This window comes from Campylobacter pinnipediorum subsp. pinnipediorum, assembly GCF_002021925.1.
In the GTDB taxonomy this organism is placed as follows: domain Bacteria; phylum Campylobacterota; class Campylobacteria; order Campylobacterales; family Campylobacteraceae; genus Campylobacter_A; species Campylobacter_A pinnipediorum.
Window position 1 is genome coordinate 1,469,428 of the sequence record NZ_CP012546.1, and the last position, 24,456, is coordinate 1,493,883.

Sequence of the window (24,456 nt, forward strand, 5' to 3'; positions counted from 1 at the left end):
CCCTACTTTTTCTTATTAAACTGCTTAATATATATATTTAATATATCAATAGCTGCCGGTGTTATGCCGCTTATTTGTGAAGCAGAAAATAGAGTCGGCGGAGCAAATTTCTCAAGTTTTTCAACCACTTCATTACTAAGTCCGCTAATCCCCCTAAAGCTAAATCCATCAGGTATTTTGATGTTTATCATATCTTTCATTCGCTCTATTTGTGCTTTTTGTTCATTTATATAGTGCTGATATTTACTTTCTATCAAAATTTGTTCCAAACTATCATCATCAAGATTATCAAAAAACTCATCTATCTTTTTAAGTTTTTGGATATCAAAACTTTTTCTAGCGACTATCTTTTGTAAGGTTGTTTTTTCACTTATCACATCTTCATTTATAGAAGCTAAAAACTCCAAATTTTGCTTTGATGGAGTTATCTCTTTTTCGTTTAGGTATTTTAATCCAAACTCCAAATTAGAAGCTATTTTTTGTATCCTTGAAAATGTTTCATCATCCAAAAGACCAAGATCGTGTCCGTATTCCCCAAGCCTTAGCACGGCATTATCTTCTCTTAATAAAAGCCTATATTCAGCCCTGCTTGTAAATACCCTATAAGGCTCTTTTGTCCCTTTTGTAACCAAATCATCAATCAAAACGCCTATATACCCCTCATCTCTCCTAAGCACCAAAGGCTCTTTATCATCAAGACTTAAAGCCGCATTTATACCAGCCATCAAGCCCTGAGCTCCAGCCTCTTCATAGCCCGTTGTTCCATTTATCTGACCAGCTAAAAATAGACCTTTTACTTTTTTGGTTTCAAGAGAGTGTTTTAGCTCTGTTGGTTGTACATAATCATACTCTATCGCATATCCATGTCTTACTATCTTTGCATTCTCAAAGCCTTTTATTGAACGAATCATTTGAACCTGAACATCATAAGGTAAACTTGTAGAAAAGCCATTTATATAATACTCAGTAGCTTCAAGAGTTTGTGGTTCTACAAACAAATGATGTCTCTCTTTATCAGAAAAACGATTTATCTTATCCTCAATACTAGGACAATATCTAGGGCCAACACCCTCTATTTGTCCGGTAAAAAGCGGAGCTTTGTCAAAATTTGATCTTATTGTATCGTGAGTATTTTCATTTGTATAAGCAACATAACAAGGTAGCTGTGTCGGAGCAAAATCTCTTGTTCTAAAACTAAATGGTTTTGGTTTCTCATCGCCATCTTGAATTTCTAAAACATCAAAGTTTATGCTTTTTGCATCTATTCTAGGGCAAGTTCCGGTTTTTAGCCTACCCATTTCAAGACCAAGTTCAAATAAGCTTTTACTTAACTCAACAGAGCTAAGCTCCCCTACTCTTCCAGCTTTTAGTTTATTAGTCCCAACATGTATAAGTCCGTTTAAAAATGTTCCGGTTGTTATTATTAGTTTTGATGTGTTGTATGTATTTCCTAGGTTTGTTTTAATCCCAGTTATTTCATTATTTGTTGTTAAAATTTCAGTAGCTATCTCTTGTGTTACTTCTAAATTTGGTGTATTTAAAAGCACATTTCTCATATATATACGGTATTTATCCATATCTATTTGCGCTCTTGAACCCCTAACAGCAGGACCTTTGCTCTCATTTAATATACGAAATTGTATTCCCACTGCATCAGTAGTAAGTCCCATTTGACCGCCAAGTGCGTCTATCTCTTTTACCAAATGACCCTTTGCTAAGCCACCTATCGCAGGGTTACAGCTAGCCGCACCTATTTGTTCGGCAAGTATAGTTATCAAAAGAGTTTTTTTACCCATTCTAGCACAAGCCAAGCATGCTTCAATCCCAGCATGTCCGCCACCAACAACAACAACATCAAATTTTTGCATAATCAAATCTCCATTTAAAAAGCTATGATTATACTACAAAATAGCTCTTATATTTTTGAATTTCAAAAACAAAAATGCATTTATCAAATCATATTTTGTATATAGTTTGTGATATCAGACTCATCACAAGGGCATTCTCTTACAAAAATAGGATCAAGATGTGTCAAAAAACGCCACTCATCAGTATCTTGCTTTTTAAAAACTATAGCTTCTCCGTCCTCAGAACCCTTATAAGCCCTACTTACTTCAAAGCCCATTTTTTCTAGGATTTGCTTTGCTTTTAGGTATAAACTTTCTCTTTTTACTATATAGTCTTTAACCTCATCATGATTTACAAGGTAAGCATCAACCAAAGTAGCTTCGCCTACTATTTTATTTAAGCTTTTGTCTAAATTTGGCAACTCTTTCCATTCTATATAAATTTCACTCTCATCTTTAAACATAAACTTACTAAACGGCAAGATATTTGTCTTATACTCTACTTCAAAATACTCGCTAAAAGCTTTATAGTCCAAAGTTTCATATTCAAACCCATCTTTTATAAAATACTTATAGCTTGGCAATTTTTTCACAAACTCTCGCCCACTTTCAAGAGTTTCAAACAAACCTAACATTGTCTCATCGCTATTTTGTCTTAAAGTTAGTAGATACAATTTTTCTCCATAATTATAATACTAATTTAGTATATCGCTCTCTTTTATTTTAAAGTCTTTAAAAATTGTCTTATTATCACTATTCTTAAAGTCTTTAAATTTTATATCATAATTTTTTATCTCAATAGTTTTATTATCATCTAGATTTTCATAACAAGTTGTATTTTGTTCTTGACTGCATTCAGATATATTCATATTTGATAAATTAAAATCATATTTTATAGGCATACCTGCTCTAAGATAATAAGCATTATCCTTTTTTAATCTAACAAATAAGTTGTTAAAAGCAACTTGATTTTCATTTGTCATATCTTTATCTATACAAGTAAAATTATAATCACTAAAACAATATGGTAAATTTAACAAACTTTTTGAAATAATTTCTTTTTTTATTGTAAAATTATCTTCATAATTTCCAATATCTGAATATTTCATAATTTCAGGACTTATTAAAAATACTAATGGAAATAATGCAAAGAAATTAAAAATCACAGATATCTTATAGTAAAAATAATGATAATAAGAAGATAATTGCGCAAATAAATAAAATAATAATACAAATAACAAAATAAAAAAATTAATATCGTAAAATCTTATATATGTTAGACAAATCAAAAGAAAATCTATTGAGAAAAATATATAAAATAGAAAAAAATTTAAAATAAAATTTAAGAAATTAATTTTTATATCAAAACAATATATTGCAAAATATATTAGTAGTAATAAAAATTGAAAACCAATGATATAATAAAAACATTCAAAAACAATATTAATATTAGCAAAATGATTAACAATATTATTAATTTTATAATTTTCAGCAATAAATGGCAATATTATTATTAAAAACAAACTTAATCTACTTACTCCGAAAATCCATTTTTTCAAATTTTCATTTTTTGTAACATTCATATTAGTTTTTGTTAAAAAATAATTTGCTGACCCCAATAAACATATAATAACTACAATATATAAAATAGACATACAGCCTATTACTAAAAATATATCTTTAAAATCAAGTAAATTTATTGAGTATTTAAAACTGTTTAAATTTAAATAAGCATTATACACAAATATACCTATAATAATAAAAATTATACTAGCAAACAAAGTAAAATCTAAAAATTTCTTTTTAGCATATTTAACAATACTTACAAAATCATAAGCCAAAGAATTTTTTAAATGTTCAAAACTATATTTTTGCAAATCAATATATCTTGAAAACATAGGATAAAATGTATTGTAAATTGAATTTTCATATTCTAAAATTTCTATATTTAATCTTTTACACTCTGTTTTACTTATACTATAAATATGTTCTTTTATGATTTCTTTTTGTTTTTTAAGAAGTTTAATAAATATCTTTAAATTTAATATTCTGTCTTTAAAAAAATTTTCACTAAAGCAATTAATATTATCTTTTTGTAATTCTTTTAAATTATTATATATTTTTTTAATTATTGTTTTATTTTTTTCATCTAAATAATTAAAATTTCTTTTATCAGCTAAATTATATTTTATAAATTCAATAGTCTTACTGACATTAAAATTATTACTTTTAATTTCTTTTAAAAAAATATCTAAAACAATTTTATCGGTATTATTGGCATCGGATAAATGTCGCAACTCATCCAAATAATGTAATATTTTAAGATTGTTGTTAAATATATTAAGTAAATCTTGTAATAATGTAATTTCTTCATCAATATTTTTTATATGGCTATGATTATAAGTATTTTCAAACAATATTTACCCCTTAGTTATTTGCAACTATTTGGAATTATAACCTCGTTTAAAAGTTTATTTTCATCTTTTATCCTGATACCTAAAACCAAAGCATAAAATACACCCAAAACAATACCTACATACAAAGCATGGCACAACATACATAAGCCAATCAATTCAGGAATTATATTTAAAAAATAATTTGGATGTTTAACCACCCTAAATAGCCAGTGATTGTTGAATTTATGATCTTTTACTAGCATTAGTTTAACAGTCCATATCCCTTTTAAAAGACGTATCACAACATCAAGCATTATCATAGAAAACACAAGCAATCCAGCTCCAATACCACTAATGATATCAAAATTTGCTCCGCTTACAAGCGCCTCAACAACAGCAAAAATATAAAATAAAATATGCAAAACAGTAAGTCTTTTGGAATTTGCCACACTATATTCTTTACCACCATTAGCTAAAATTTCTTTTTCATTTTTGATAGAAACTTTTAAAAATACTAACCTAATCACAAACACAACAGCTACAATAATATAAATCAAATATCATCCTTTATAGAAAAATTTAATTTTTAAGAAAAATACTATATAGCACCATTTTATTTTAATGCTATATAGTTTTAATAAACCTTTTTTTAAGTATCAAAGACTATTAATTTAAATGAAATCAAGCTTCCAATACAGCTCCATTGCTTGCATTAGTTACTAGTTTTCTATATTGTCTTAGCCATTTTGAGCTTAGCTCTTTCTCATAAGGTTCGAAATTTGCAAGGCGAGTTTTTATCTCATCGTCACTAAGTTCAACATTTATCTCATACTTATCAACATCTATATTTATTATATCACCATCTTGCAAAAGCCCTATCATTCCGCCCTCAGCAGCTTCTGGACTTACGTGTCCTATACTAAGACCCCTCGTAGCACCACTAAATCTTCCATCAGTAATAAGCGCAACATCAGCACCAAGACCTCTACCCATTATAAGAGATGTTGGGCTAAGCATTTCTTGCATACCGGGACCACCTTTTGGACCTTCATAGCGAATAACCACAACATCGCCTTTTTGAACCTTACCACCAGAAATGCCCTTTATAGCTTCATTTTGTGAATTAAAGCAAATAGCCTTACCCTTAAATCTTCTTTCGCCAACTATACCAGCCGTTTTTATAACACAACCTTGCTCGGCTAAATTTCCAAATAAAATAGCAAGTCCACCAACAGGAGAATATGCATTTTCAACCTTGCGAATCACACTCTCATCTTTGATATCACTCTGACCTACTCTCTCACCCAAGCTATCGCCACTAACAGTAAGATTGTCAAGACAAAGCATTCCATTATCTCGCCTTGAAATCTCTTTTATAACAGCATTCATTCCGCCAGCAGCCCCAACATCTTGCATATGAACATTTGGCAAAGATGGAGAAATTTTAGCTATATGGGCGATATTTTGGCTTATCTTATTTAAATCACCAACTTTTAAATCAACCCCAGCCTCCCTTGCAATAGCAAGCATATGAAGCACGGTATTTGAGCTTCCACCCATAGCCATATCAACAACAAGTGCATTTTTTACAGCTTTTTCATTTAGTATATTTTTTATCTTAAATCTCTCGTCCAAAGCTATCTCGCAAATTCTTCTTGCAGCCTTTCTAACAAGCTCTTCTCTCTCAGGCGTAAGTGCAAGGATTGTGCCATTTCCGCTAAGTGCGATACCCATAGCTTCACAAAGAGTATTCATTGAGTTTGCTGTAAACATACCACTGCAACTTCCACCACTAGGACAAGCATTGCACTCTATATCCTTAAGCTCGGTTTCGTTTATTTGCTTATTTTCAAATTTACCAACAGCCTCAAAAGCACTTGCTAGATCGATAGGCTCGCCCTTATCAGTATATCCTTTTTTCATAGGACCGCCACTTACAAAAATAGTAGGCACATTTACACGAAGTGCTCCCATAATCATACCAGGCACTATCTTATCGCAGTTTGGCATACAAACAAGAGCATCCAAACTATGAGCATTCATAACAGTTTCAACAGAGTTTGCGATAATCTCACGACTTGGCAAACTATAAAGCATACCACCATGCCCCATTGCGATACCATCATCAACACCAATACAGTTAAACTCAAAAGGAATACAGCCGTTTTTGCGAATTTCATCTTTTAAAATTTCAGCATATTTATTTAAGAAAAAATGCCCCGGAATAATCTCAATAAAGCTATTTGCTACACCGATAAACGGCTTATTAAAATCATCATCACCCAAACCAGTAGCTCTTAACAACGAACGATGCGGGGTTCTTGTATAGCCTTTTTTTATAACATCACTTCTCATATTTTTTCCTTGAAAAATAGTTAATTTTTAATATTTTATCCAAACTATGATTAAAAATAAAAACTATGTTGGTTAAAAAAAATATATATTTAAAGATAATTTAAAGATTTTTTTTGCATATATTTGCAATAATACATAAAAAATTCAAAGAAAAGGAAAAACATGCTTGGTAACCCAGTCGTTTTAAGTATAATTTTAATGATTATACTGTGTTTGTTTAGGTTTAACATATTGTTATCAATACTAGTATCAGCTTTGCTTGCTGGGGTTATCTCACATCACGGTTTTTCCGGCTTTGGTGATGGAATCTCGGTAGGCTTTCAAACTCTTTTTACATCAATGGCAGATACGACTTCTACATTGATAGCAGGAATGAAAGGCAACCTAACAACATCTCTTAGCTATATATTGCTTGGTGCATTGGCGGCGGCTATTGCAAATACAAATTTAACAGCTATTTTAATAAATGCTATAAGCAAAATTTTAAGCCAAACAAGAACTTGGTTTGTGCTTTCTATAGCTTTTATAGCTTGCTTTTCGCAAAACCTTATACCGGTTCACATAGCTTTTATACCTATCTTGATACCACCACTTTTACCACTTATGAATAAACTAAATATAGACCGAAGAGCGGTTGCTTGCGCGCTTACATTTGGACTAAAAGCACCTTATGTTAGCTTAAGTGTTGGCTTTGGATTATTATTTCACAATATAATCCAACAAGAATTAGAAAATAATGGTGTAAAAGTTGAAATAGGCGATATTTCAAGTGTAATGTGGATAGGTGGTTTATCTATGCTTATAGGGCTTTTCTTGGCTGTTTTTGTATTTTATTCTAGAAAAAGAGTCTATCAAAATACAGCTTTTGAAGCAAAAGAAACCGAAGAAGCAAACATAGCAAAAAGCCTAAAAATGACAAGAAAAGAGTGGGTGGTTTTAGTTGGTTCCGTTATTGCATTTAGTGTTCAATTATATACAGACTCTTTACCGCTTGGAGCACTTCTTGGACTTGTTTTTATGATAGCATTCAAGGGTATTGAATACAACAAAGTAGATAATATAATGGATAACGGACTAGCTATGATGGGCTTTATAGCTTTTATAATGCTAGTAGCAGCTGGTTTTGGCTCTGTTTTAAGAGAGAGTGGCGGAATAGAATCACTTGTAAGCTTTGCTAGTCAAATAGCAGGTGGTAAATTAGGCGGTGCATTGCTTATGCTTATCATAGGACTGTTAGTAACCATAGGTATAGGAACTAGCTTTGGAACGATACCTATCATAGCTTCTATTTATGTTCCACTATCACTACAACTTGGATTTTCTCCGGCAGCTATAATCTTACTTGTAGGTATAGCTGCAGCGCTTGGGGATGCCGGTAGTCCAGCAAGTGATAGCACACTAGGTCCTACATCTGGACTAAATGCTGACGAACAGCACAATCACGTTTATGATACTTGTGTTCCTACATTTTTATTTTTCAATATCCCGCTAATCATAGGGGCTACAATAGGAGCAATAGTTCTTTCATAAAATCTTAACAGTGTAGCAAGACTTGTTGCACTGATCTATTTTTTATTTTTAACTGCGAACATACTTTTTTCTTTATTTAAATAGCAAATTTCAAATTCATCTGGAAATTTTTTTATTATATTTCCCCATGTTCTAGCACCAAAATTTTTGGGGTTATATGATGAGTTTTTATTTTTTAGATACATTCCTACTTTAGATACTAGACTATATTCGCCATCATCATTTGTGTTGTTTATGGCTTCTTTTAAAATATCAACTACTTTTTTATCTAAAATATCTTGTTGCTTATCTTTTATGGGAAGTTCTATAAAATCAGAATAGGCATTTTTTAAAGATGCTGGAGTTTTTGACTCACCAAATCCAATCGCTTCAAATCCGTTGGATTTTATGCTCATAACCAAATCTCTAAAATCACTATCGCTAGTTACTAAAGCTATTATGTCAATATTTTTTTGATTCATTGTTTCAAAAACAGCTCTTTGAATTCTCAAATCAGCTGTGTTTTTATAGTTTTTATTAGAAAAAACTTGTATTGGTTCTATTGCAAATTCTTCGTGCAGTTCTTTGTTCCAAGCTTTGCTATTTGAGTTCTCCCAGTCCTTAAAAGACTGTTTTATTATAGCCTCTCCATATTTTGCTAAATCATCAAAAATTTCTTCAACATATTTAGCCGAAATATTTTCACAGTCAAAAAATACTGCTATTTTTTTATTTTTCATATTATATTCCTACTATTATTATAATTATATTTTAACAAATATGCATTTAAGAAAATATGTTTTTTTTATAATTTCACAGTAGATTTTCAACTTACACATAAATTAAGTATTTTTAAATTTTGCCAACATTAAGCTTAATTACACATAAACAAAGAATTTAAAAGACATTTTAAAAGATAAAAATATTCTTTTAGAAAACAATATAAAAACTATGCAAAATATATCTATCTTGCATAGTAGAGTTTTATATCTTTTGGCTTTTTTTATTGAGATAAGGGCCTACTTCACTTATTAAAATTCCAGCTATTATTATACAAGCACCAAGTATTTGTATGCTATTTAGATCTTCCCCACCAAAAAAATACCCCAAAAATCCAGCAGTAACAGACTTAAAAATAAATATTATAGCTGCCTTAACGGGAGTTGTATATCTAAGCATAAGCCCTTCTATACCAAAGCCTATTACAGTTGAGAAAAATATAGTTATAATCATAGCTTTATAAAAAGCATAATCCAAAGTAGGAACCACCCCGCCTCTAAATGCATAAGAAAACAAAAAACAACATATAGAAATAACTAAAAATTGAGAAGCCAAAAATGTAAAAAGCTCACTTTTTTTAGTAAAATACCCCATAAATACTATATGAAAAGCCAAACTAACGGCTGAGCATATACTTAAAATTTCACCTTTTCCAAAACCAAATTCAAGATTTCGTTTCAATAAAAAAAGCCCTAAAACACCAAAAAACATACCCACATAAGAGTAAATTCCAACCTTTTTCTTAAACAACATAAAAGACATAAATGGTATAAAAAGTATATACAAACTAACTATAAAAGATACACTTGAGCTATATGTGTATTTTAAAGCCGATGTCTGAAAAGATGTCCCAAGAAACAATGTAAGCCCTAAAATAGAGCCATATTTAATAGCTTGTTTATCAAAAAACTTATCAAATTTATAAGCTATAAGACCCATTATCAAAGCTGAAATAAAAAATCTCCAAAACAAAATCGTAAAAACATCATTTGTCTTTAAAGATGCAACTATCGGTAAAAGAGCAGCACCCCATATAAAAGCTGTTATTAAAAGAGCAAAATCAGCTTTAAACTCAGTTATTTGTCTGCTAAAAAACATTAATTTATCCTTTTATTGTTTAGATATGAGCCAATCTCACTTATCAAAATTCCAGCTATTATAATAATACCTCCAAAAATTTGTAATCCAGTCAAATGCTCATTACCTATAAAATATCCTAAAAATCCAGCAGTAACTGGTTCAAAAGTAAAAAGCAATGCGGCTTTTATAGGGCTTGTATGAGCTAGCATAACACTTTGCATTATAAAACCAAATATAGTAGAAAAAGCGATAGTAATAAACATAACCTTATAAAAATCATCATCCAAAATAGGAACTATACTGCCATGAGTGCCTACCCCGAAAATAGCACTTAAAATAAATATCACAGCAAATTGTGTGGTTATGAGTGTAAAAATTTCACATTTTTTTACAAACTCACTAGTAAAAACTATATGCAAAGCCCAAGACAAAGCACAAACCAAGCTCAAAGCTTCGCCAAGACCAAAACCAACCTTTGAATCTGTCAAAAAATAAAGTCCAATCGTTCCAAGAACTATACCAACATAAGCTTGTATGTAAATTTTTCTTCTAAATATTAAAAATACAACAAATGGAACGATAGCAACATTAAGTCCTGATATAAATGAAACACTTGAACTATATGTATGTGTCAAAGCGAAGGTTTGCGAAGTAAAACCCAAAAACAAAAATAGACCCAAAATAAGACCGTATTTGATACTATTTTTATCAAATTTTTTATCAAACTTTAATGCAACCGTTCCCATTATAAAAAATGAGATAAAAAATCTCCAAAAAAGTATAGTAAAAACATCGTTACTATCCGCAGCATTTGACATAGGTAGTAAACTAGCACCCCAAACAACGGCCGTAAAAAGCAAGGCTATATCAGCACGAAATTCTGTGATTTGAAATTTAAAAGACAATATATCTCCCTTATGTTTAAAATTTTAATGTGAATGTTTTTTGTAAGAACCAATTTCGCTTATGATTATACCGAATAAAATAGCAAAAGCTCCCATTATTTGAGTCTGACTAATGTTCTCTTTGCCTATAAAATAACCAACTATTCCAGCGGTAACTGGCTCAAATGTAAAAATCAAAGATGTTTTTATAGGCGATGTAAATTCTTGTGCTTTTGTTTGAACATAAAAAGCTATAACGGTTGCAAAAATTGATGCAATCAAAACAGCAGTGACAAAATCAAAATTCACAACCGGAATCGCATCACCCTCAAACACAATAGCACATATAAAATTCAAAATAGCTACAACTAAAAATTGGACATTGACCAAAATAATTGTATCACTCTTTTTTGCAAATTCAGAAGTTAAAACTATATGTAAAGTATAAGCTAAAGCGCAAATAATACTTAAAAGCTCACCTTTTGTAAAGCCAAGTTCTGTGCTTGATAAAAAATAAAGCCCAAAAGCACTTAGCAAAGCACCTATATATGAGTATATGGCTATCTTTTTTGCAAAAAAGACAAATACCACAAATGGCACAAAAACAACATTAAGACCAGTTATAAAAGCCACTGTAGAACTTGGTATATACTTTAACGCAAATGTTTGAACGGCAAATCCCATAAATAAAAAAATACCAAGAATAGCGCCATGTTTTATAGAGTTCTTATCAGCTTTTTTTATAAATTTAAACGATATTAAAAACATAAGCAAAAAAGCTATCAAAAACCTCCAAAAAAGTATAGTAAAGACACCATTCGTATGGAGTGCCTTTGCCATAGGCAAAAAAGTAACACCCCAAACAATCGCAACTAAAAAAAGCAATATATCAGAATAAAGTTCTTTAGCTCTTGATGTCATTTATGCATTTGCTTATTTTGAAATTTTATTTAGCAAATCCATACCTTTGCCAATGGTTCCTGTTTTAAGACTTGATTCTTTTTCTTCCATCAGTGCAAAAAGACCATCAAGTGTTTTTCTAGTAATATAATCATTTAAATCTTCATCTGTGTTTGGAATGTATTGATTGCCTCCAAAATTTCCAGCCAAGTTTTTTAGGTTTTTTACTGCATCATTTTGCAAAAGAGAGTTATTTTTTACAAAAGAATTAAGACCATTATAAGCGGTAGCAAATGTATTTTCACTCATCATTTTTTCAATTATAGGCTTAAATACAGCTGACAATTTATCACTTGCATTTGTTTGAAGATACTTTGTAAAGCTATTTTCTTTGTCTAAAAACAAACCTTTTATTTCATCCTCTTTCATATTTTGAATAACATCATAAAAAACCTTAGAAGCACCGCCAACAGCCTTTGTTGCACTTTGATTTATAGACTTTGTAAGCTCATTTGCCCATTTTTCTCCGCCTACTTTTTTTGCTAAATTTGCAGCTGTTTGAATATGTTCTGGCAAAGGAATTTTTGCGACACTATTATTTAAAAATCCACTTTCGCTTAACTCTTTTACAGATAAGTCCAATGCCTTTTCTACCATACTTTTATAGTTATCATTTGTAGTTTTATTATTTATCATACCTTTTGCAGTATTTATGACACTTGAAAAATCAAATGCGCTCAGAGAAAGAGCTATAAAAACAGGAAAACAAACAAAAATCTTTTTCATAACCTATATCCTTTAAAATTTAAAGACATAAGTCTATCCAAAAACACTTTAATGAATGTTAATATTCAAAATTTCAAGCCAATAAAAGCAATGATACTGTATAATTTATGTTCTTATTTTTTGGGTAGATGTCCGAGTGGTTGAAGGAGCACGCCTGGAACGCGTGTAGGTGTAACAGCCTCGTGGGTTCGAATCCCACTTTACCCGCCACTATACTTTATATAAATGATAAAAATATATTTAAAATACCCAAACGACAAGTTTTAAAACTCATCGTTTGAATACTTATGTAGTTTATTTTTGCTTTTTGTTTAAAATTCTATCGCTCAAAGTTCCAGCGACCATAGCACCATTTACATTTAAAGCAGTTCTTCCCATATCTATCAAAGGCTCGATAGATATAAGCAAACCAACCAAGGCAAGCGGTAAATTTAAAGCAGATAACACAACGATAGCGGCAAATGTAGCACCGCCACCAACACCAGCTATACCAAATGATGAGATAGCTACGATTAAAATAAGGCTAAGGATATACTGAACACTAAAAGGGTCTATACCAACCGTTGGCGCAACCATAACCGCGAGCATCGCAGGATAAATTCCAGCACAACCGTTTTGTCCTATCGTAGCACCAAATGTAGCAGCAAAGTTTGCTATAACACTATCGTTTCCAAGCTTATCTGTTTGGGTTTCTATATTTAAAGGTATGGTAGCAGCACTTGAACGAGAGCTAAAAGCAAAACTTAAAACAGGCAATACCTTTTTATAATAATCCAAAGGATTTACTTTAAATACAAAAAGCAATATACCATGAATTACAAACATTGACAATAGTGCAAGATAAGAAGCTACTATAAAACTACCTAAATTTACCACATCAGACCAAACAGATACTGCTGCCATCTTTGTCATTAATGCAAAGACACCATAAGGAGTTAAACTAATTATAAAACGAACTAAGCGTATTATCCACTGATTTAATAACTCAACACCACTAGCAATTCTTTCACCAAATTCTTGATTTTGCTTAGAAAGGTTTAAAGCTGCTATGCCAAGTAATGCGGCAAAAATAACGGTGCTAATTATAGAAGTAGGGTTTGCACCAGTAAGTTCTGCAAATGGATTTTTTGGTATAAAAGATACAAGCATTGAAGGTATTGTTAAGCTACTTATTTTTTCAGCTCTACCACTTATGCTAAGTTGTGCAGCCAATTCTCTTTCCCCAGCCACCAAACCCTCAGCCGATAAGTCAAACATATAGGCCATAGCAATACCTATAGCGGCTGCGATAGCTGTAGTAAGAAGCAAAACAGATAAAACACTAAGACTAACCTTGCCTAGTGATTTTGAGTTATGCAATCTAGTAATGGCTGCCAAAATAGAGATAAAAACAAGTGGCATAACAATCATTTGAAGCAAACGAACATAGCCACTACCAACTATATTTATCCAATCAAGTGTAGAGCTAATAATTGGTTTATCATAAAAGTTTTGCATCAAAGCACCACCGATAAGACCCAAAAACAAACCAACAAATACTGTTAAGCCTAGTTTTTGAGTGCTTTGAAACACTTTAAACAATACAAATAATAAAACAACAAAAACTATTAAATTTAAAATAATCATATTAAATCCTCAAAAAAATAAAGAAATGGTAAAATAAACCATTATTAAAAAATACGAGTAAATTTAAAACATAAATTTACAACCCTATCTAAGATGGCAAGTATTGTTACAACAGTATCCGGCAGTTACTTCTGGAGTTTTTAAAGAATAATCGTTTATAGTCAAAGCATAACTATCAAGTAAACGAAATAAAATACTGTTCATAATAAACCTTTCATTAAAGTGAAAGAATTTTATCATATTTTATTAAACTTCCGTTCAATAAAATACAGTTTTTCTTTAAATTAATAAAATTCGAAACTAGTTTTTATCATCATTTACTCAACTAACACTTTAATAAGCTTAAAAAATCAATCAATAAATTTTCTTTTTATAAGTGTATAAAGTTTTATATTTGATATAAAAAATGTAACTATCGCTGGGCCTAGTATAAGCCCCCAAAAACCAAATGTGCTAATACCAGCTATCATTGAGAAAAATAGTAAAAGTTCGTTTATCTTGGTTGGAATTTTTACAAGTTTTGAATTTATAAACTTTATAATAAGGGGCTTTAAAAAAGTATCGGCTATTATAGAAATAACAATTATAGTATATAAGGCTATTACTATTGCAGCAGTTGTATTTAGGTTTGCAAACTCGTAAAGACTTATAGGGAGCCACAAAAGAAGACCTCCTATAACAGGTATAAGCGAACTAAATCCAAATAAAATTCCAGTCAAAAATCCATCATATCCATATATACTTGTTATAAATGCAAAAAGACAACCTTGAAAAATAGTATTTATAATAATAGAATAAAATACAACACTCATAACATTTGCAACTTCGCTTAATACAAACTCACTATCTTTTATATTCATAGGAAGTGCTTTTTTGATATACCCTATAAGTTCACTTCCGTACAAAATACAAAAAAAGAAAAAAACAAGTATAAAAACCATATCTATCATAAACTTAGCACTTAATTTTCCTACATTTGCTATATTTGAAACAACAGTGTTAAACAAAAATTTCACATCAATACTTGAAATTATTTCTTTTATTTTTGGTGTTAAAAATTCAAAGCTTTTTGGTAGATTAAAATCATAATTCTTTAAATAATCAACAGTTGTATTTATGGTATTTATGTCTATATTTGCTGCATATTTTGCAACACTAACAACAGCATATAAAAATGGTGCCATAAACAAGCTAAACAGAGCCACGGTAGTAAGAAAAGCCGAAAGTGTCTTTTTATTATTTGTTATTTGCAAAAGTTTTACATTTATATTTGATGTGGCAACCGCAAGTAAAGCTGCTATAAATATATTTAATAAAAATGGCTTAAAAAGATACAAGACCAAACAAAGAGAAAAGATTACGAAAAATCCAACATAAACCCTGCCATTATTAATCATCAAACAAGCCTTTATCTATCTTAATATTAAAAAGTTCAAAACTCTTCATACTTGCTATCCTACCTCTTGCTGTTCGTTCAATATAACCATTTGCAAGCAAATAAGGCTCAAGCACATCTTCAACCGTGCCTTCATCTTCGCTTAAAGCGGCCGCAATAGTGCTAAGTCCGAGCGGTCTACGTCTTGCTTGAGTTAAAATTTCAAGATAGCGAATATCCATCTCATCAAATCCAAGATCATTAACCCCAAGTGCATCAAGCCCCTCTTTTGAACGCTCATGAGATATGAAATTTTCATCTCTTACCTCTGCAAAATCGCGAATTCTTTTTAATAATCTCAAAGCTATCCTTGGAGTCCCCCTTGAACGCTTTGCTATTTCCAAGGAAGCATTTTTATCACACTCTTTTGAGAGCTTAGATGATGCGATTTGAACGATTTTTGATAGTTCGTTTGTAGTATAAAATTGAAGTCTAAAATCCATGCCAAAACGATCTCTTAACGGAGCTGAAATCATACCAGCACGAGTCGTAGCACCTATAAGTGTAAATTTCGGAAGATCTATTTTTATAGTTTGTGCAGCTGGTCCTGAGCCTATAATAATATCAAGCCTAAAATCCTCCATAGCAGGATAAAGCACCTCTTCTATAGCTGGGCTTAGTCTGTGTATCTCATCTATAAAAAGAACATCACCCTCTTGTAAATTTGTCAAAATAGCAGCCAAATCTCCACTCTTTTCTATCATAGGAGCGGCTGTCATCTTTATGCTGACATTCATTTCATTTGCTATAATATGCGCTAATGTTGTCTTTCCAAGCCCCGGAGGTCCATAAAATAAAACATGATCGAGACACTCGTTTCTTTTTTTTGCGGCTTGTATAAATATGCTTAAGTTTTGTTTGATCTTCTCTTGCCCTATATAGTCATCAAAAACACTAGGACGTAAAGATACTTCAAAATCATTTTCAAAATTTACTTTTTCTATTTCAACTATTCTATCCATTTATTGTTTACATTTCATGATTTAATTTTTAAATGGATTTTACTTAAAAATTGATAATGTAAGGCTGAAAAACATAAAAGTAAAAATCACGACAAATAATTTAATGCCGTGATTTTATGCTATTAAAATCCGTGTAATCTTTTTAATTCAGGGTCTATTGGTTTTTTTACACCATCTTTTGTGACACTAACAAATGTAGCAAATGCACTTGTAACCTGAACACATTCTGTAAACCCATCATTATTTTGTCTAAGCGCCGTTACTTCTATCTGTGTTCTTATGGATGTCGTTCCAACCTTGATAACCTTTGCATAGCAACTTATCAAATCGCCAACATAAACAGGCTCTTTAAATATAATCTCATCCATAGATATGGTAACAACCCTTTCAGGCGCTAACTCTCTTGCTGCTATCACACCGGCCATATCTATCTGAGACATTATCCAACCGCCAAATATATTTCCAGATGAGTTTGTATCCTTTGGAAGAGCAATTATTTTTATTCTAGCTTCACCAAAAGAAGTTAAATCTTTCATTTTTTGTTTCCTTTTTTGATTTTTTTGCGAGATTTTACTTATCAAGTATAAATTTAAAACTAATCTTTTTACAACTCTTGCTTAATTTTAAATGAGATTGCTTATTGATTTATTTTAACTTTATTAGAATTTTTAGTAAATCTTATAAGTTCTTCTACTGTTTTTACATTTTGGGGAAGCTTACTAAGAGATATCTTAAATATCTCACAAGCTGATATCGCATCGTTTAAAGCCCTGTGATGGGTATTGTTTATGCCAAGCAATTCTTTTAAATAACCAAGTCCATATCTCTCTGATGGTATAGTTCTTTTTGCTAACTCTATTGTGCATATTTTACGGTTTAAAAGTATTCCAAAATCTGTATTTTTCATACTATTTGATATAAAATTATAATCAAAATTTACATTATGAGCAACGAACACACTTTTATTTAAAAAAACTCTAAATTTTTCAAGAACGTGACTTAAATTTGGGGCATTTTTTAAATCTTCTTGTTTGATTCCGGTTAGTTCGGTTATGCTTTCAGGAACTTCCTTTGCATAAACCAAACTCTCAAATCTACCTATCTCAACCCCATTTTTAATCTTAATAGCACCGATTTCTATTATTTGTCCGCTACTCATACCGCCATTTGTCTCTATATCAACTATACAAAACTCTTGTTCTGCTATAGGTCTTATTCTTGTATTTAACTCAACTTTATGTATATTTCTAGATATATCAAGCCCCAAAGCTTGCCATATATCTATATCTCTGATATCAAAAATTTCTGTCAATTCATCAACTAGCTTTGCCCTAGCAATAAAATCATAATAACTAAGATTTCTATTTGAAAGTAAATTTAACAGATTTTCTAAATGTTTCAAAACTCAAGCTTTATAGCACGAATAGCTTCTGCATAAGAATTCGAAGAAAATATATAATTACCTGCAACCAAAACATCAGCCCCAGCTTCTTCTAAATCAGGTGCATTAAGTCCATTTACACCACCATCAACTTCTATTAGACATTTTGCATTTTTTTTATCTATCAATTCTCTTAAAAGTTTTATTTTTTCCACAACATCAGGTATAAATTTTTGTCCACCAAACCCTGGATTTACACTCATAAGCAAAACCATATCAATCTCTTTGATTATGTATTCAAGAGTTGATATTGGGGTATGTGGATTTAAAACAATGCCGGGGCTTACTCCATTTTGTCTTATATGATCAATAAGTCTTAGCGGGTGTTTTTCTTCTTCTATGTGAAATGTGATAAATTTTGGTTTTAACGGCAAAAAAAGATCAACAAAAAAAGTATTATTTTGCACCATTAGATGTATATCAAGTGGCTTTGTAGCAGCTTTTGCGACAGCTTTTACCACAAGTGGTCCTATTGTTAAATTTGGGACAAAATGACCATCCATTACATCAACATGAATCAAATCACAGCCAGCTTCACAAATGGCTTTGATTTCAGCATCTAAATTCCCAAAATCAGCCGACAATATACTCGGTGCTACATACATTTTATACCTTTTAGTTTTAAAAATTGGGGTAATTTTACTTTAAATATAGTTTAAAAGTCCATAAAAATAAAAATTCATAAATTTAAGCGTTTTTTTTGTTTTTTTTAGATAACATCACACATTAAATTTTGTTTTTTTAAGGAAAAGATATGTCAAGAAGATGTGATATTACAGGAAAAGGTCCTATGGTTGGTAACAATGTTAGCCATGCCAATAACAAAACAAAGAGAAGATTTTTACCAAATCTTAGAACTATCCGTGTTACTCTTGAAGATGGTACAACTAGAAAGATTAAAGTAGCTGCTTCTACTTTAAGAACAATGAAAAAGCAGTCAAACTAGGATTAAAATCTATGAAACACTAAAGAGGAATTTATGCTTTTTTTAACGAAGCTTAAAAAATTCCTCAACTGGTCTACATCCTCAAAACCAGAAATAAATTTAAATACAGAGTTATATGAACAACTAAAACCATTTAGAATTCCGCTAATCTCAGTTGTCTTAATGATGATGTTTGGCTCATTAGGATATGTATTTATAGATAATTTTTCATTGATAGATGGAATTTATCAAGCAGGTATGACTTTTACAACTGTTGGTTTTACAGAGGTAGCGCCTATTTCCGTAAAAGGTAGAATATTTACGATAGTTTTTATTTTGCTTGGTTTTGCGGTTTTTACATTTTCTATAGGTGTCGTTGTAGAGGTATTCAAAAAAGGCTCATTGTTAGCTATTATAAAGGAGAGCCATATGCTTTATAAAATCGCTAGGCTTAAAAATCATTTTGTTATTTGTTATCACAATTTGTACACAATAGAACTTAGCGCTCAATTTCGTGAAAATCATATACCATTTGTAGTCGTTGATAACAGAGAAGATCTACCGGAACTTGCTCAAAAATACAAGTATCCATACTACATAAAAGCTGCGCCTCACACGCAATTAGCATTTTTAAAAACTCATCTTTCAAGCGCAAAAGGTGTTATAGCCATAAGTTCCAACATTGCCGACAATATAGCGCTTATAGCATCCGTAAGACTTTATGAAAAAGAGATAGATAGAAAAAGACCATACTTTATAATGACAAACTCTGACAATGAAGATGACACAGAAAGACTGAAAAAACTTGGTGCAAACAGTGTCGTAAGCCCATCAAAACTAGTAGCACAAAGACTAAGTGCAATGAGTGTTAGACCTGATATGGAAAACTTATTAGAGCACTTTTTATACAAAAAAGATTCTCCTATAGATATAGAAGAAATTTTAGTTCCTGAATACTCTTGGCTTAGATTTAAAAGACTAAAAGAGACAAATCTAAGAAATATAACAGGTTGTGATGTTGTTGGAATTTTGGATACAAACAATAAATTTACAGCTATGCCAAATGGAGATACTCTAATAGGAACAAACTCGAAATTACTTGTGATAGGAACAGCTCACGGCATAAGAGCTACAAAAAAAGTAATCAAAAGCAAGTATAAACTTGAAGAGTTTAAAATAAGCTAATTTTAAAATTAAGATTCATACTTTGCCAAAATATCTATAATAAATTCTATTTTTGAACTTTATGCTTTTTTAAATGATTTTTTGGCAATATAAAAGATAAAAATAAAATAAAAAGTAGGTATATGAAAAATATAAGAAATTTTAGTATTATAGCACATATAGATCACGGAAAAAGCACACTTGCTGATAGACTAATCCAAGAATGCGGAGCCGTTAGCGATAGACAAATGAGCTCTCAGATAATGGATACAATGGATATAGAAAAAGAGCGTGGAATAACAATAAAAGCACAAAGTGTAAGACTTAATTATAAAAACAAAGATGGTGAGTTTATACTAAACCTAATAGACACTCCGGGACACGTTGATTTTAGCTATGAAGTAAGTAGAAGCTTGGCAAGTTGTGAGGGTGCTCTTTTGGTTGTAGATGCTTCACAAGGCGTTGAAGCACAGACCATTGCAAATGTATATATAGCACTTGAACATAATCTTGAAATAATACCCGTAATAAATAAAATAGACCTACCAGCAGCAGATCCTGAACGAGTAAAAGATGAGATAGAACATATCATAGGGCTTGATTGCACAAATGCGATAGAAGTAAGTGCAAAATCAGGTATAGGCATAAGTGACTTGCTTGAAGCGATAGTTTCAAGGATACCAGCTCCGGTTACAGATGAGAGTTTGCCTACAAAAGCCCTTATATATGACAGCTGGTTTGATAACTATCTTGGAGCTTTGGCATTGGTTAGGGTATATGATGGCAAGATTTCAAAAAATGATGAAATTCTTGTTATGGGAACAAATAAAAAACATACGGTTTTAGACCTAATGTATCCAAATCCAATAGCACCTATAAAAACCACTTCTATAAATGCTGGCGAGGTCGGTATTGTTATTTTAGGACTTAAAAATGTTAGTGATGTTCAAGTTGGCGACACTATAACCATGTCAAAAAACCCAACAAAAGAGCCAATTGGTGGATTTGAAAGAGCAAAACCATTTGTCTTTGCTGGAATTTACCCGATAGACACTGATAAATTTGAAGACCTTAGAGATGCACTTGATAAGCTAAAACTAAATGATAGCTCGATAAGCTATGAACCAGAAACATCGATAGCACTTGGTTTTGGATTTAGAGTTGGCTTTTTGGGGCTTTTACATATGGAAGTTATCAAAGAAAGACTTGAAAGAGAGTTTGGACTTGATCTTATAGCAACAGCTCCAACAGTTACTTACGAGATAGTTCAAACAGATGGCACAATACTAAAAATACAAAATCCAAGCGAGCTACCCGCTGTAAATAAAATAGAACAGATAAAAGAACCTTATGTAAAATCAACAATTATAACACCTACTGATTTTTTAGGAAATATCATAACTCTTCTAAACAACAGAAGAGGCATTCAAACAAAGATGGATTATATAACACCTGAAAGAGTTTTATTAGAATACGATATTCCTATGAATGAGATTGTGATGGATTTTTACGACAAGCTAAAATCGGCTACAAAAGGGTATGCTAGTTTTGACTATGAACCAAGCGAATATAGAGCTGGGGATCTCGTAAAACTAGATGTAAGAGTGGCTGGAGAGATAGTTGATGCACTATCCATAATAGTGCCTGAAAGCAAAGCCGCCACAAAAGGAAGAGATTTTGTAAAAGCTATGAAAGAGATAGTTCCGCGCCAACTTTTTGAAGTAGCAATACAAGCTAGTATAGGCAACAAAGTCATAGCAAGAGAAAATGTAAAATCAATGGGCAAAAATGTAACGGCAAAATGCTACGGCGGGGATATAACAAGAAAAAGAAAACTTCTTGAAAAGCAAAAAGAAGGTAAAAAAAGAATGAAAGCTATCGGTAAAGTTCATTTACCACAAGAAGCATTCCTGAGCGTTTTAAAGATAGATTAAAGGACAAACAAATGCTAAAAATCAAATCTATATGTTTATATTTTTTTATGGCCATATTTTTCTATGGTTGTGCTAGTTTAAATCCATTTAGTACAAACGAAAGTGAAGATAAATACTTTCAGATAACAAGCAAAGATGAAACACTATTTAAAGATATAATGAGAATAAAAGTTGATTGCACAAAAGAAAATTCAGTAGGAACAAGAAGAGTGCTTATAAACGGAGCTGAATATTCAAGCGATATAGCTATAAAATACTGTTTACGTAAAAATTTGGTTGATACAAATGTAGGGCTTAAAAAAGTTTTTTTACATAGAATTGTAGATGCCAGAGAAGACGCTTCTGTTTTTTCTTATATAGGAAGAAAAGGCAAGATAATACCGCTTGATTCAAGCCCATCTTTGGAAGCGCTTTTTTATATGTTTTTAAAACAAGAGCTTAACTCTCGCGGTATAATGGTAGTTGAAACACAAACATCTCCATATACATATAGACTAGATTTTACATTTAAAAAAACAGATGGCTTTTATGATAGAATGGGTCAAACCTTGGACGGAAAGCTTGAAGCTAAGCTAAATATTTCTAATATAAATTTCAATAAAGATTTTAACATAAACACCAAGCAATATGTAAAAAATCTAAAAATTGGGAACTCTGATGAGTTTGATTTTTTCGTAGGTCTTTTGGTAAAACAAGCAGCAATAAAAACAGCTAACATTATCAGCAAATTTTAAATGCGTTGCTTTAAATGTGGCGCATTTACCATTTTTACATTTTGTAAAGTTTGCTCAAAATTTCTATACAATCCGACTATAAGCATACGGGAAATAGATGGTTTTAAAATTTATAGTTTTTACAATTATTCTGAGATAAAAGACCTAATCATATCAAAACATAAAATTCACGGAAGATATATCTTTAACAACCTAGCAAAACTTAGTTTTGAAAAATTTGCTATAAATTTTAAATCACAAGCATTAATAAATGCAATACCCATAGATGACAAAAATACCGATGGATACTCGCATACAGCCATACTTGCAAAAAGCTTAAATTCCAAACAAATCAAGCCCTTGTTTCATACTTTACATTCAACAAACAATATAACTTATAGTGGGAAAGATTTAAAATTTCGTAAAAATAATCCAAGAAATTTTAAACTCTTAAAAAATATAAAAAATCCAGTAATACTCATAGACGATATAGTTACGACTGGGTCTACTATAATGGAAGCTAAGAATTTTTTAGAAAAAAATGGCGTAAATGTTTTATGCGCCATAGTTTTATCTGACGCAAGATATTAGATTTAAATTTATTAAAGAAATATTTTGGTATAATCCATCCCTTATGCTACAAACAGCATAAAATACACTAAAGGATTTAGTATGCCAAAAATGAAAACCGTTCGCGGTGCTGCTAAACGCTTTAAAGTGGGTAAAAACAAGATAAAAAGAGGCTCTGCTTTTAGAAGCCATATCTTGACAAAAAAACCAAGTAAGCGTATGAGAGATTTGCGCCAACCACAATATGTGGATAGCACAAATGTCAAAGCAGTTAAGAAGATGCTAGGAGTTTGATACTAGCAATTAGCTAAAGTTTTTGACAAAAGTCATTCAAAACTCCCCTAAATTTTATATGTTTTAGGGAAAGACCCTTAAAATGGGCGCCGATTTGTAAAAGGATAAATATGGCAAGAGTAAAAACAGGCGTAGTAAGAAGAAGACGCCATAAAAAAGTTTTAAAACTTGCGCGTGGTTTTTTCAGCGCGAGACACAAACACTTTAGAAAAGCTAAAGAACAACTTGAAAGAAGTTTAGTTTATGCATACCGCGATAGACGTCAGAAGAAGAGAGATTTCCGTCGTTTATGGATAGTTCGTATAAATGCTGCTTGCAGACTTAACGATATAAGCTACTCAAGATTTATAAGTGGCTTGAAGAAAGCAGGCATAGAGCTTGATAGAAAAATTTTAGCTGATTTAGCTATGAATGATGCAAAAGCATTCCAAACACTCGCTAATAACGCAAAAGACGCTTTAAAATAAAAAATAAGCCCTTTTTTAAGGGCTTAAACAAAAATATATTTAATTTTAAAAATTTAAAATCTTAACAATAACAAAAATACTTACAATTTATTTTTTAAATAATGTCAATAAAAAATTTGTTTTAAAATAATAATTTACTTACTGCCAATTATTAGACTGTATATTTTAATATCAAATCACTACATCCCGTAAAAATGCAAAGAAATGGGATTTATTTATAGCACAATTTAAACCATATTATCATAGGAATATATTGAAAGCACTCATATAAAATTTATATTATAAAAAAGTATAGTGAATATAGTTTTACAAGACATAAAATAAAAAAAATATTATCAAAAGAAAATATTTTATAAGTATAGTAGTAAAATTTAAATATTTTTATAAA

Annotated in this window: 24 protein-coding genes and 1 tRNA gene; 9 read left to right on the forward strand and 16 right to left on the reverse strand. The window is 30.9% G+C overall.

The window, feature by feature from the left end; translation table 11 throughout:
- Positions 1-2: 2 nt before the first annotated feature.
- From mnmG to ilvD, 5 genes are all read right to left on the reverse strand, one after another.
- Positions 3-1,868 carry a tRNA uridine-5-carboxymethylaminomethyl(34) synthesis enzyme MnmG gene (gene mnmG / locus CPIN17260_RS07655; protein WP_078388015.1) on the reverse strand — a complete coding sequence of 622 codons (1,866 nt, stop codon included), beginning with the start codon at positions 1,866-1,868 and terminating at the stop codon, positions 3-5.
- Positions 1,869-1,951: 83 nt separating this feature from the next.
- Positions 1,952-2,521 carry a hypothetical protein gene (locus CPIN17260_RS07660; protein WP_069633143.1) on the reverse strand — a complete coding sequence of 190 codons (570 nt, stop codon included), beginning with the start codon at positions 2,519-2,521 and terminating at the stop codon, positions 1,952-1,954.
- Positions 2,522-2,542: 21 nt separating this feature from the next.
- The gene (locus CPIN17260_RS09235; RefSeq protein WP_157887348.1) at positions 2,543-2,956 is read right to left on the reverse strand and encodes a hypothetical protein; all 414 of its coding nucleotides are present in this window, start codon (positions 2,954-2,956) and stop codon (positions 2,543-2,545) included.
- Positions 2,957-4,278: 1,322 nt separating this feature from the next.
- Complete coding sequence (locus CPIN17260_RS07670) at positions 4,279-4,800, reverse strand: isoprenylcysteine carboxyl methyltransferase family protein (RefSeq protein ID WP_069636982.1); 522 nt, start codon at positions 4,798-4,800, stop codon at positions 4,279-4,281.
- Between the two features lie 124 nt (positions 4,801-4,924).
- A complete protein-coding gene (gene ilvD / locus CPIN17260_RS07675; protein WP_069636981.1) occupies positions 4,925-6,598 on the reverse strand; it encodes a dihydroxy-acid dehydratase in 1,674 nt (557 codons plus the stop codon).
- Between the two features lie 162 nt (positions 6,599-6,760).
- Here ilvD and CPIN17260_RS07680 point away from each other — a divergent pair, with 162 nt between their 5' ends.
- The gene (locus tag CPIN17260_RS07680; protein ID WP_069636980.1) at positions 6,761-8,128 is read left to right on the forward strand and encodes a Na+/H+ antiporter NhaC family protein; all 1,368 of its coding nucleotides are present in this window, start codon (positions 6,761-6,763) and stop codon (positions 8,126-8,128) included.
- A gap of 35 nt (positions 8,129-8,163) precedes the next feature.
- Here the strand turns inward: CPIN17260_RS07680 and CPIN17260_RS07685 are convergent, their stop codons facing one another.
- The 5 genes from CPIN17260_RS07685 to CPIN17260_RS07705 all read right to left on the reverse strand — a co-directional run bounded on the left by CPIN17260_RS07685 (position 8,164) and on the right by CPIN17260_RS07705 (position 12,537).
- Entirely contained in the window at positions 8,164-8,847 is a 684-nt protein-coding gene (locus CPIN17260_RS07685) for an NYN domain-containing protein (protein ID WP_069636979.1), read from the reverse strand.
- Positions 8,848-9,091: 244 nt separating this feature from the next.
- On the reverse strand, positions 9,092-9,985 hold the full coding sequence (locus CPIN17260_RS07690; RefSeq protein WP_069637627.1) for a DMT family transporter: 894 nt from the start codon (positions 9,983-9,985) through the stop codon (positions 9,092-9,094).
- A complete protein-coding gene (locus CPIN17260_RS07695) occupies positions 9,985-10,872 on the reverse strand; it encodes a DMT family transporter (protein WP_069637133.1) in 888 nt (295 codons plus the stop codon). Before CPIN17260_RS07695 ends, CPIN17260_RS07690 begins: the two co-directional genes overlap by 1 nt.
- Before the next feature lie 24 nt (positions 10,873-10,896).
- Complete coding sequence (locus CPIN17260_RS07700) at positions 10,897-11,772, reverse strand: DMT family transporter (RefSeq protein ID WP_069637132.1); 876 nt, start codon at positions 11,770-11,772, stop codon at positions 10,897-10,899.
- Between the two features lie 12 nt (positions 11,773-11,784).
- Complete coding sequence (locus CPIN17260_RS07705) at positions 11,785-12,537, reverse strand: DUF4197 domain-containing protein (RefSeq protein ID WP_078406207.1); 753 nt, start codon at positions 12,535-12,537, stop codon at positions 11,785-11,787.
- A 122-nt stretch (positions 12,538-12,659) separates the two neighbouring features.
- Between CPIN17260_RS07705 and CPIN17260_RS07710 the strand changes: the two genes are divergently transcribed.
- A tRNA-Ser gene (locus CPIN17260_RS07710) sits at positions 12,660-12,747 on the forward strand.
- 84 nt (positions 12,748-12,831) lie between these two features.
- Here CPIN17260_RS07710 and CPIN17260_RS07715 read toward each other — a convergent pair.
- From CPIN17260_RS07715 to rpe, 6 genes are all read right to left on the reverse strand, one after another.
- On the reverse strand, positions 12,832-14,163 hold the full coding sequence (locus CPIN17260_RS07715) for an L-cystine transporter (protein ID WP_069637130.1): 1,332 nt from the start codon (positions 14,161-14,163) through the stop codon (positions 12,832-12,834).
- Positions 14,164-14,513: 350 nt separating this feature from the next.
- Complete coding sequence (locus CPIN17260_RS07720; protein ID WP_226997047.1) at positions 14,514-15,557, reverse strand: AI-2E family transporter; 1,044 nt, start codon at positions 15,555-15,557, stop codon at positions 14,514-14,516.
- Positions 15,553-16,560, reverse strand: coding sequence for a Holliday junction branch migration DNA helicase RuvB (ruvB, locus tag CPIN17260_RS07725; protein ID WP_069633131.1), 1,008 nt, complete (start codon positions 16,558-16,560; stop codon positions 15,553-15,555). Before ruvB ends, CPIN17260_RS07720 begins: the two co-directional genes overlap by 5 nt.
- A gap of 122 nt (positions 16,561-16,682) precedes the next feature.
- Positions 16,683-17,096, reverse strand: coding sequence for an acyl-CoA thioesterase (locus CPIN17260_RS07730; RefSeq protein WP_069633130.1), 414 nt, complete (start codon positions 17,094-17,096; stop codon positions 16,683-16,685).
- Between the two features lie 101 nt (positions 17,097-17,197).
- Positions 17,198-17,962: a 3'-5' exonuclease gene (locus CPIN17260_RS07735; protein ID WP_069637129.1), complete on the reverse strand. Its 765-nt coding sequence runs from the start codon at positions 17,960-17,962 to the stop codon at positions 17,198-17,200.
- Positions 17,959-18,606, reverse strand: coding sequence for a ribulose-phosphate 3-epimerase (rpe, locus tag CPIN17260_RS07740; RefSeq protein WP_069633128.1), 648 nt, complete (start codon positions 18,604-18,606; stop codon positions 17,959-17,961). Before rpe ends, CPIN17260_RS07735 begins: the two co-directional genes overlap by 4 nt.
- Before the next feature lie 149 nt (positions 18,607-18,755).
- On the opposite strand from rpe, the gene rpmB reads away from it, so the two are divergent.
- The 7 genes from rpmB (at position 18,756) to rplT (ending at position 24,068) form a co-directional block, all read left to right on the forward strand.
- Positions 18,756-18,947: a 50S ribosomal protein L28 gene (rpmB, locus tag CPIN17260_RS07745; RefSeq protein WP_069633127.1), complete on the forward strand. Its 192-nt coding sequence runs from the start codon at positions 18,756-18,758 to the stop codon at positions 18,945-18,947.
- A 33-nt stretch (positions 18,948-18,980) separates the two neighbouring features.
- Entirely contained in the window at positions 18,981-20,111 is a 1,131-nt protein-coding gene (locus CPIN17260_RS07750) for a potassium channel family protein (protein ID WP_069633126.1), read from the forward strand.
- Positions 20,112-20,233: 122 nt separating this feature from the next.
- The gene (gene lepA / locus CPIN17260_RS07755) at positions 20,234-22,024 is read left to right on the forward strand and encodes a translation elongation factor 4 (protein ID WP_078440832.1); all 1,791 of its coding nucleotides are present in this window, start codon (positions 20,234-20,236) and stop codon (positions 22,022-22,024) included.
- A gap of 11 nt (positions 22,025-22,035) precedes the next feature.
- Complete coding sequence (locus CPIN17260_RS07760; RefSeq protein ID WP_078440833.1) at positions 22,036-22,758, forward strand: YajG family lipoprotein; 723 nt, start codon at positions 22,036-22,038, stop codon at positions 22,756-22,758.
- Entirely contained in the window at positions 22,759-23,328 is a 570-nt protein-coding gene (locus tag CPIN17260_RS07765) for a ComF family protein (protein ID WP_078440834.1), read from the forward strand.
- Positions 23,329-23,409: 81 nt separating this feature from the next.
- The gene (rpmI, locus tag CPIN17260_RS07770; RefSeq protein WP_069633122.1) at positions 23,410-23,601 is read left to right on the forward strand and encodes a 50S ribosomal protein L35; all 192 of its coding nucleotides are present in this window, start codon (positions 23,410-23,412) and stop codon (positions 23,599-23,601) included.
- Between the two features lie 110 nt (positions 23,602-23,711).
- Complete coding sequence (rplT, locus tag CPIN17260_RS07775) at positions 23,712-24,068, forward strand: 50S ribosomal protein L20 (RefSeq protein WP_069633121.1); 357 nt, start codon at positions 23,712-23,714, stop codon at positions 24,066-24,068.
- The last annotated feature ends 388 nt before the right edge of the window (positions 24,069-24,456 follow it).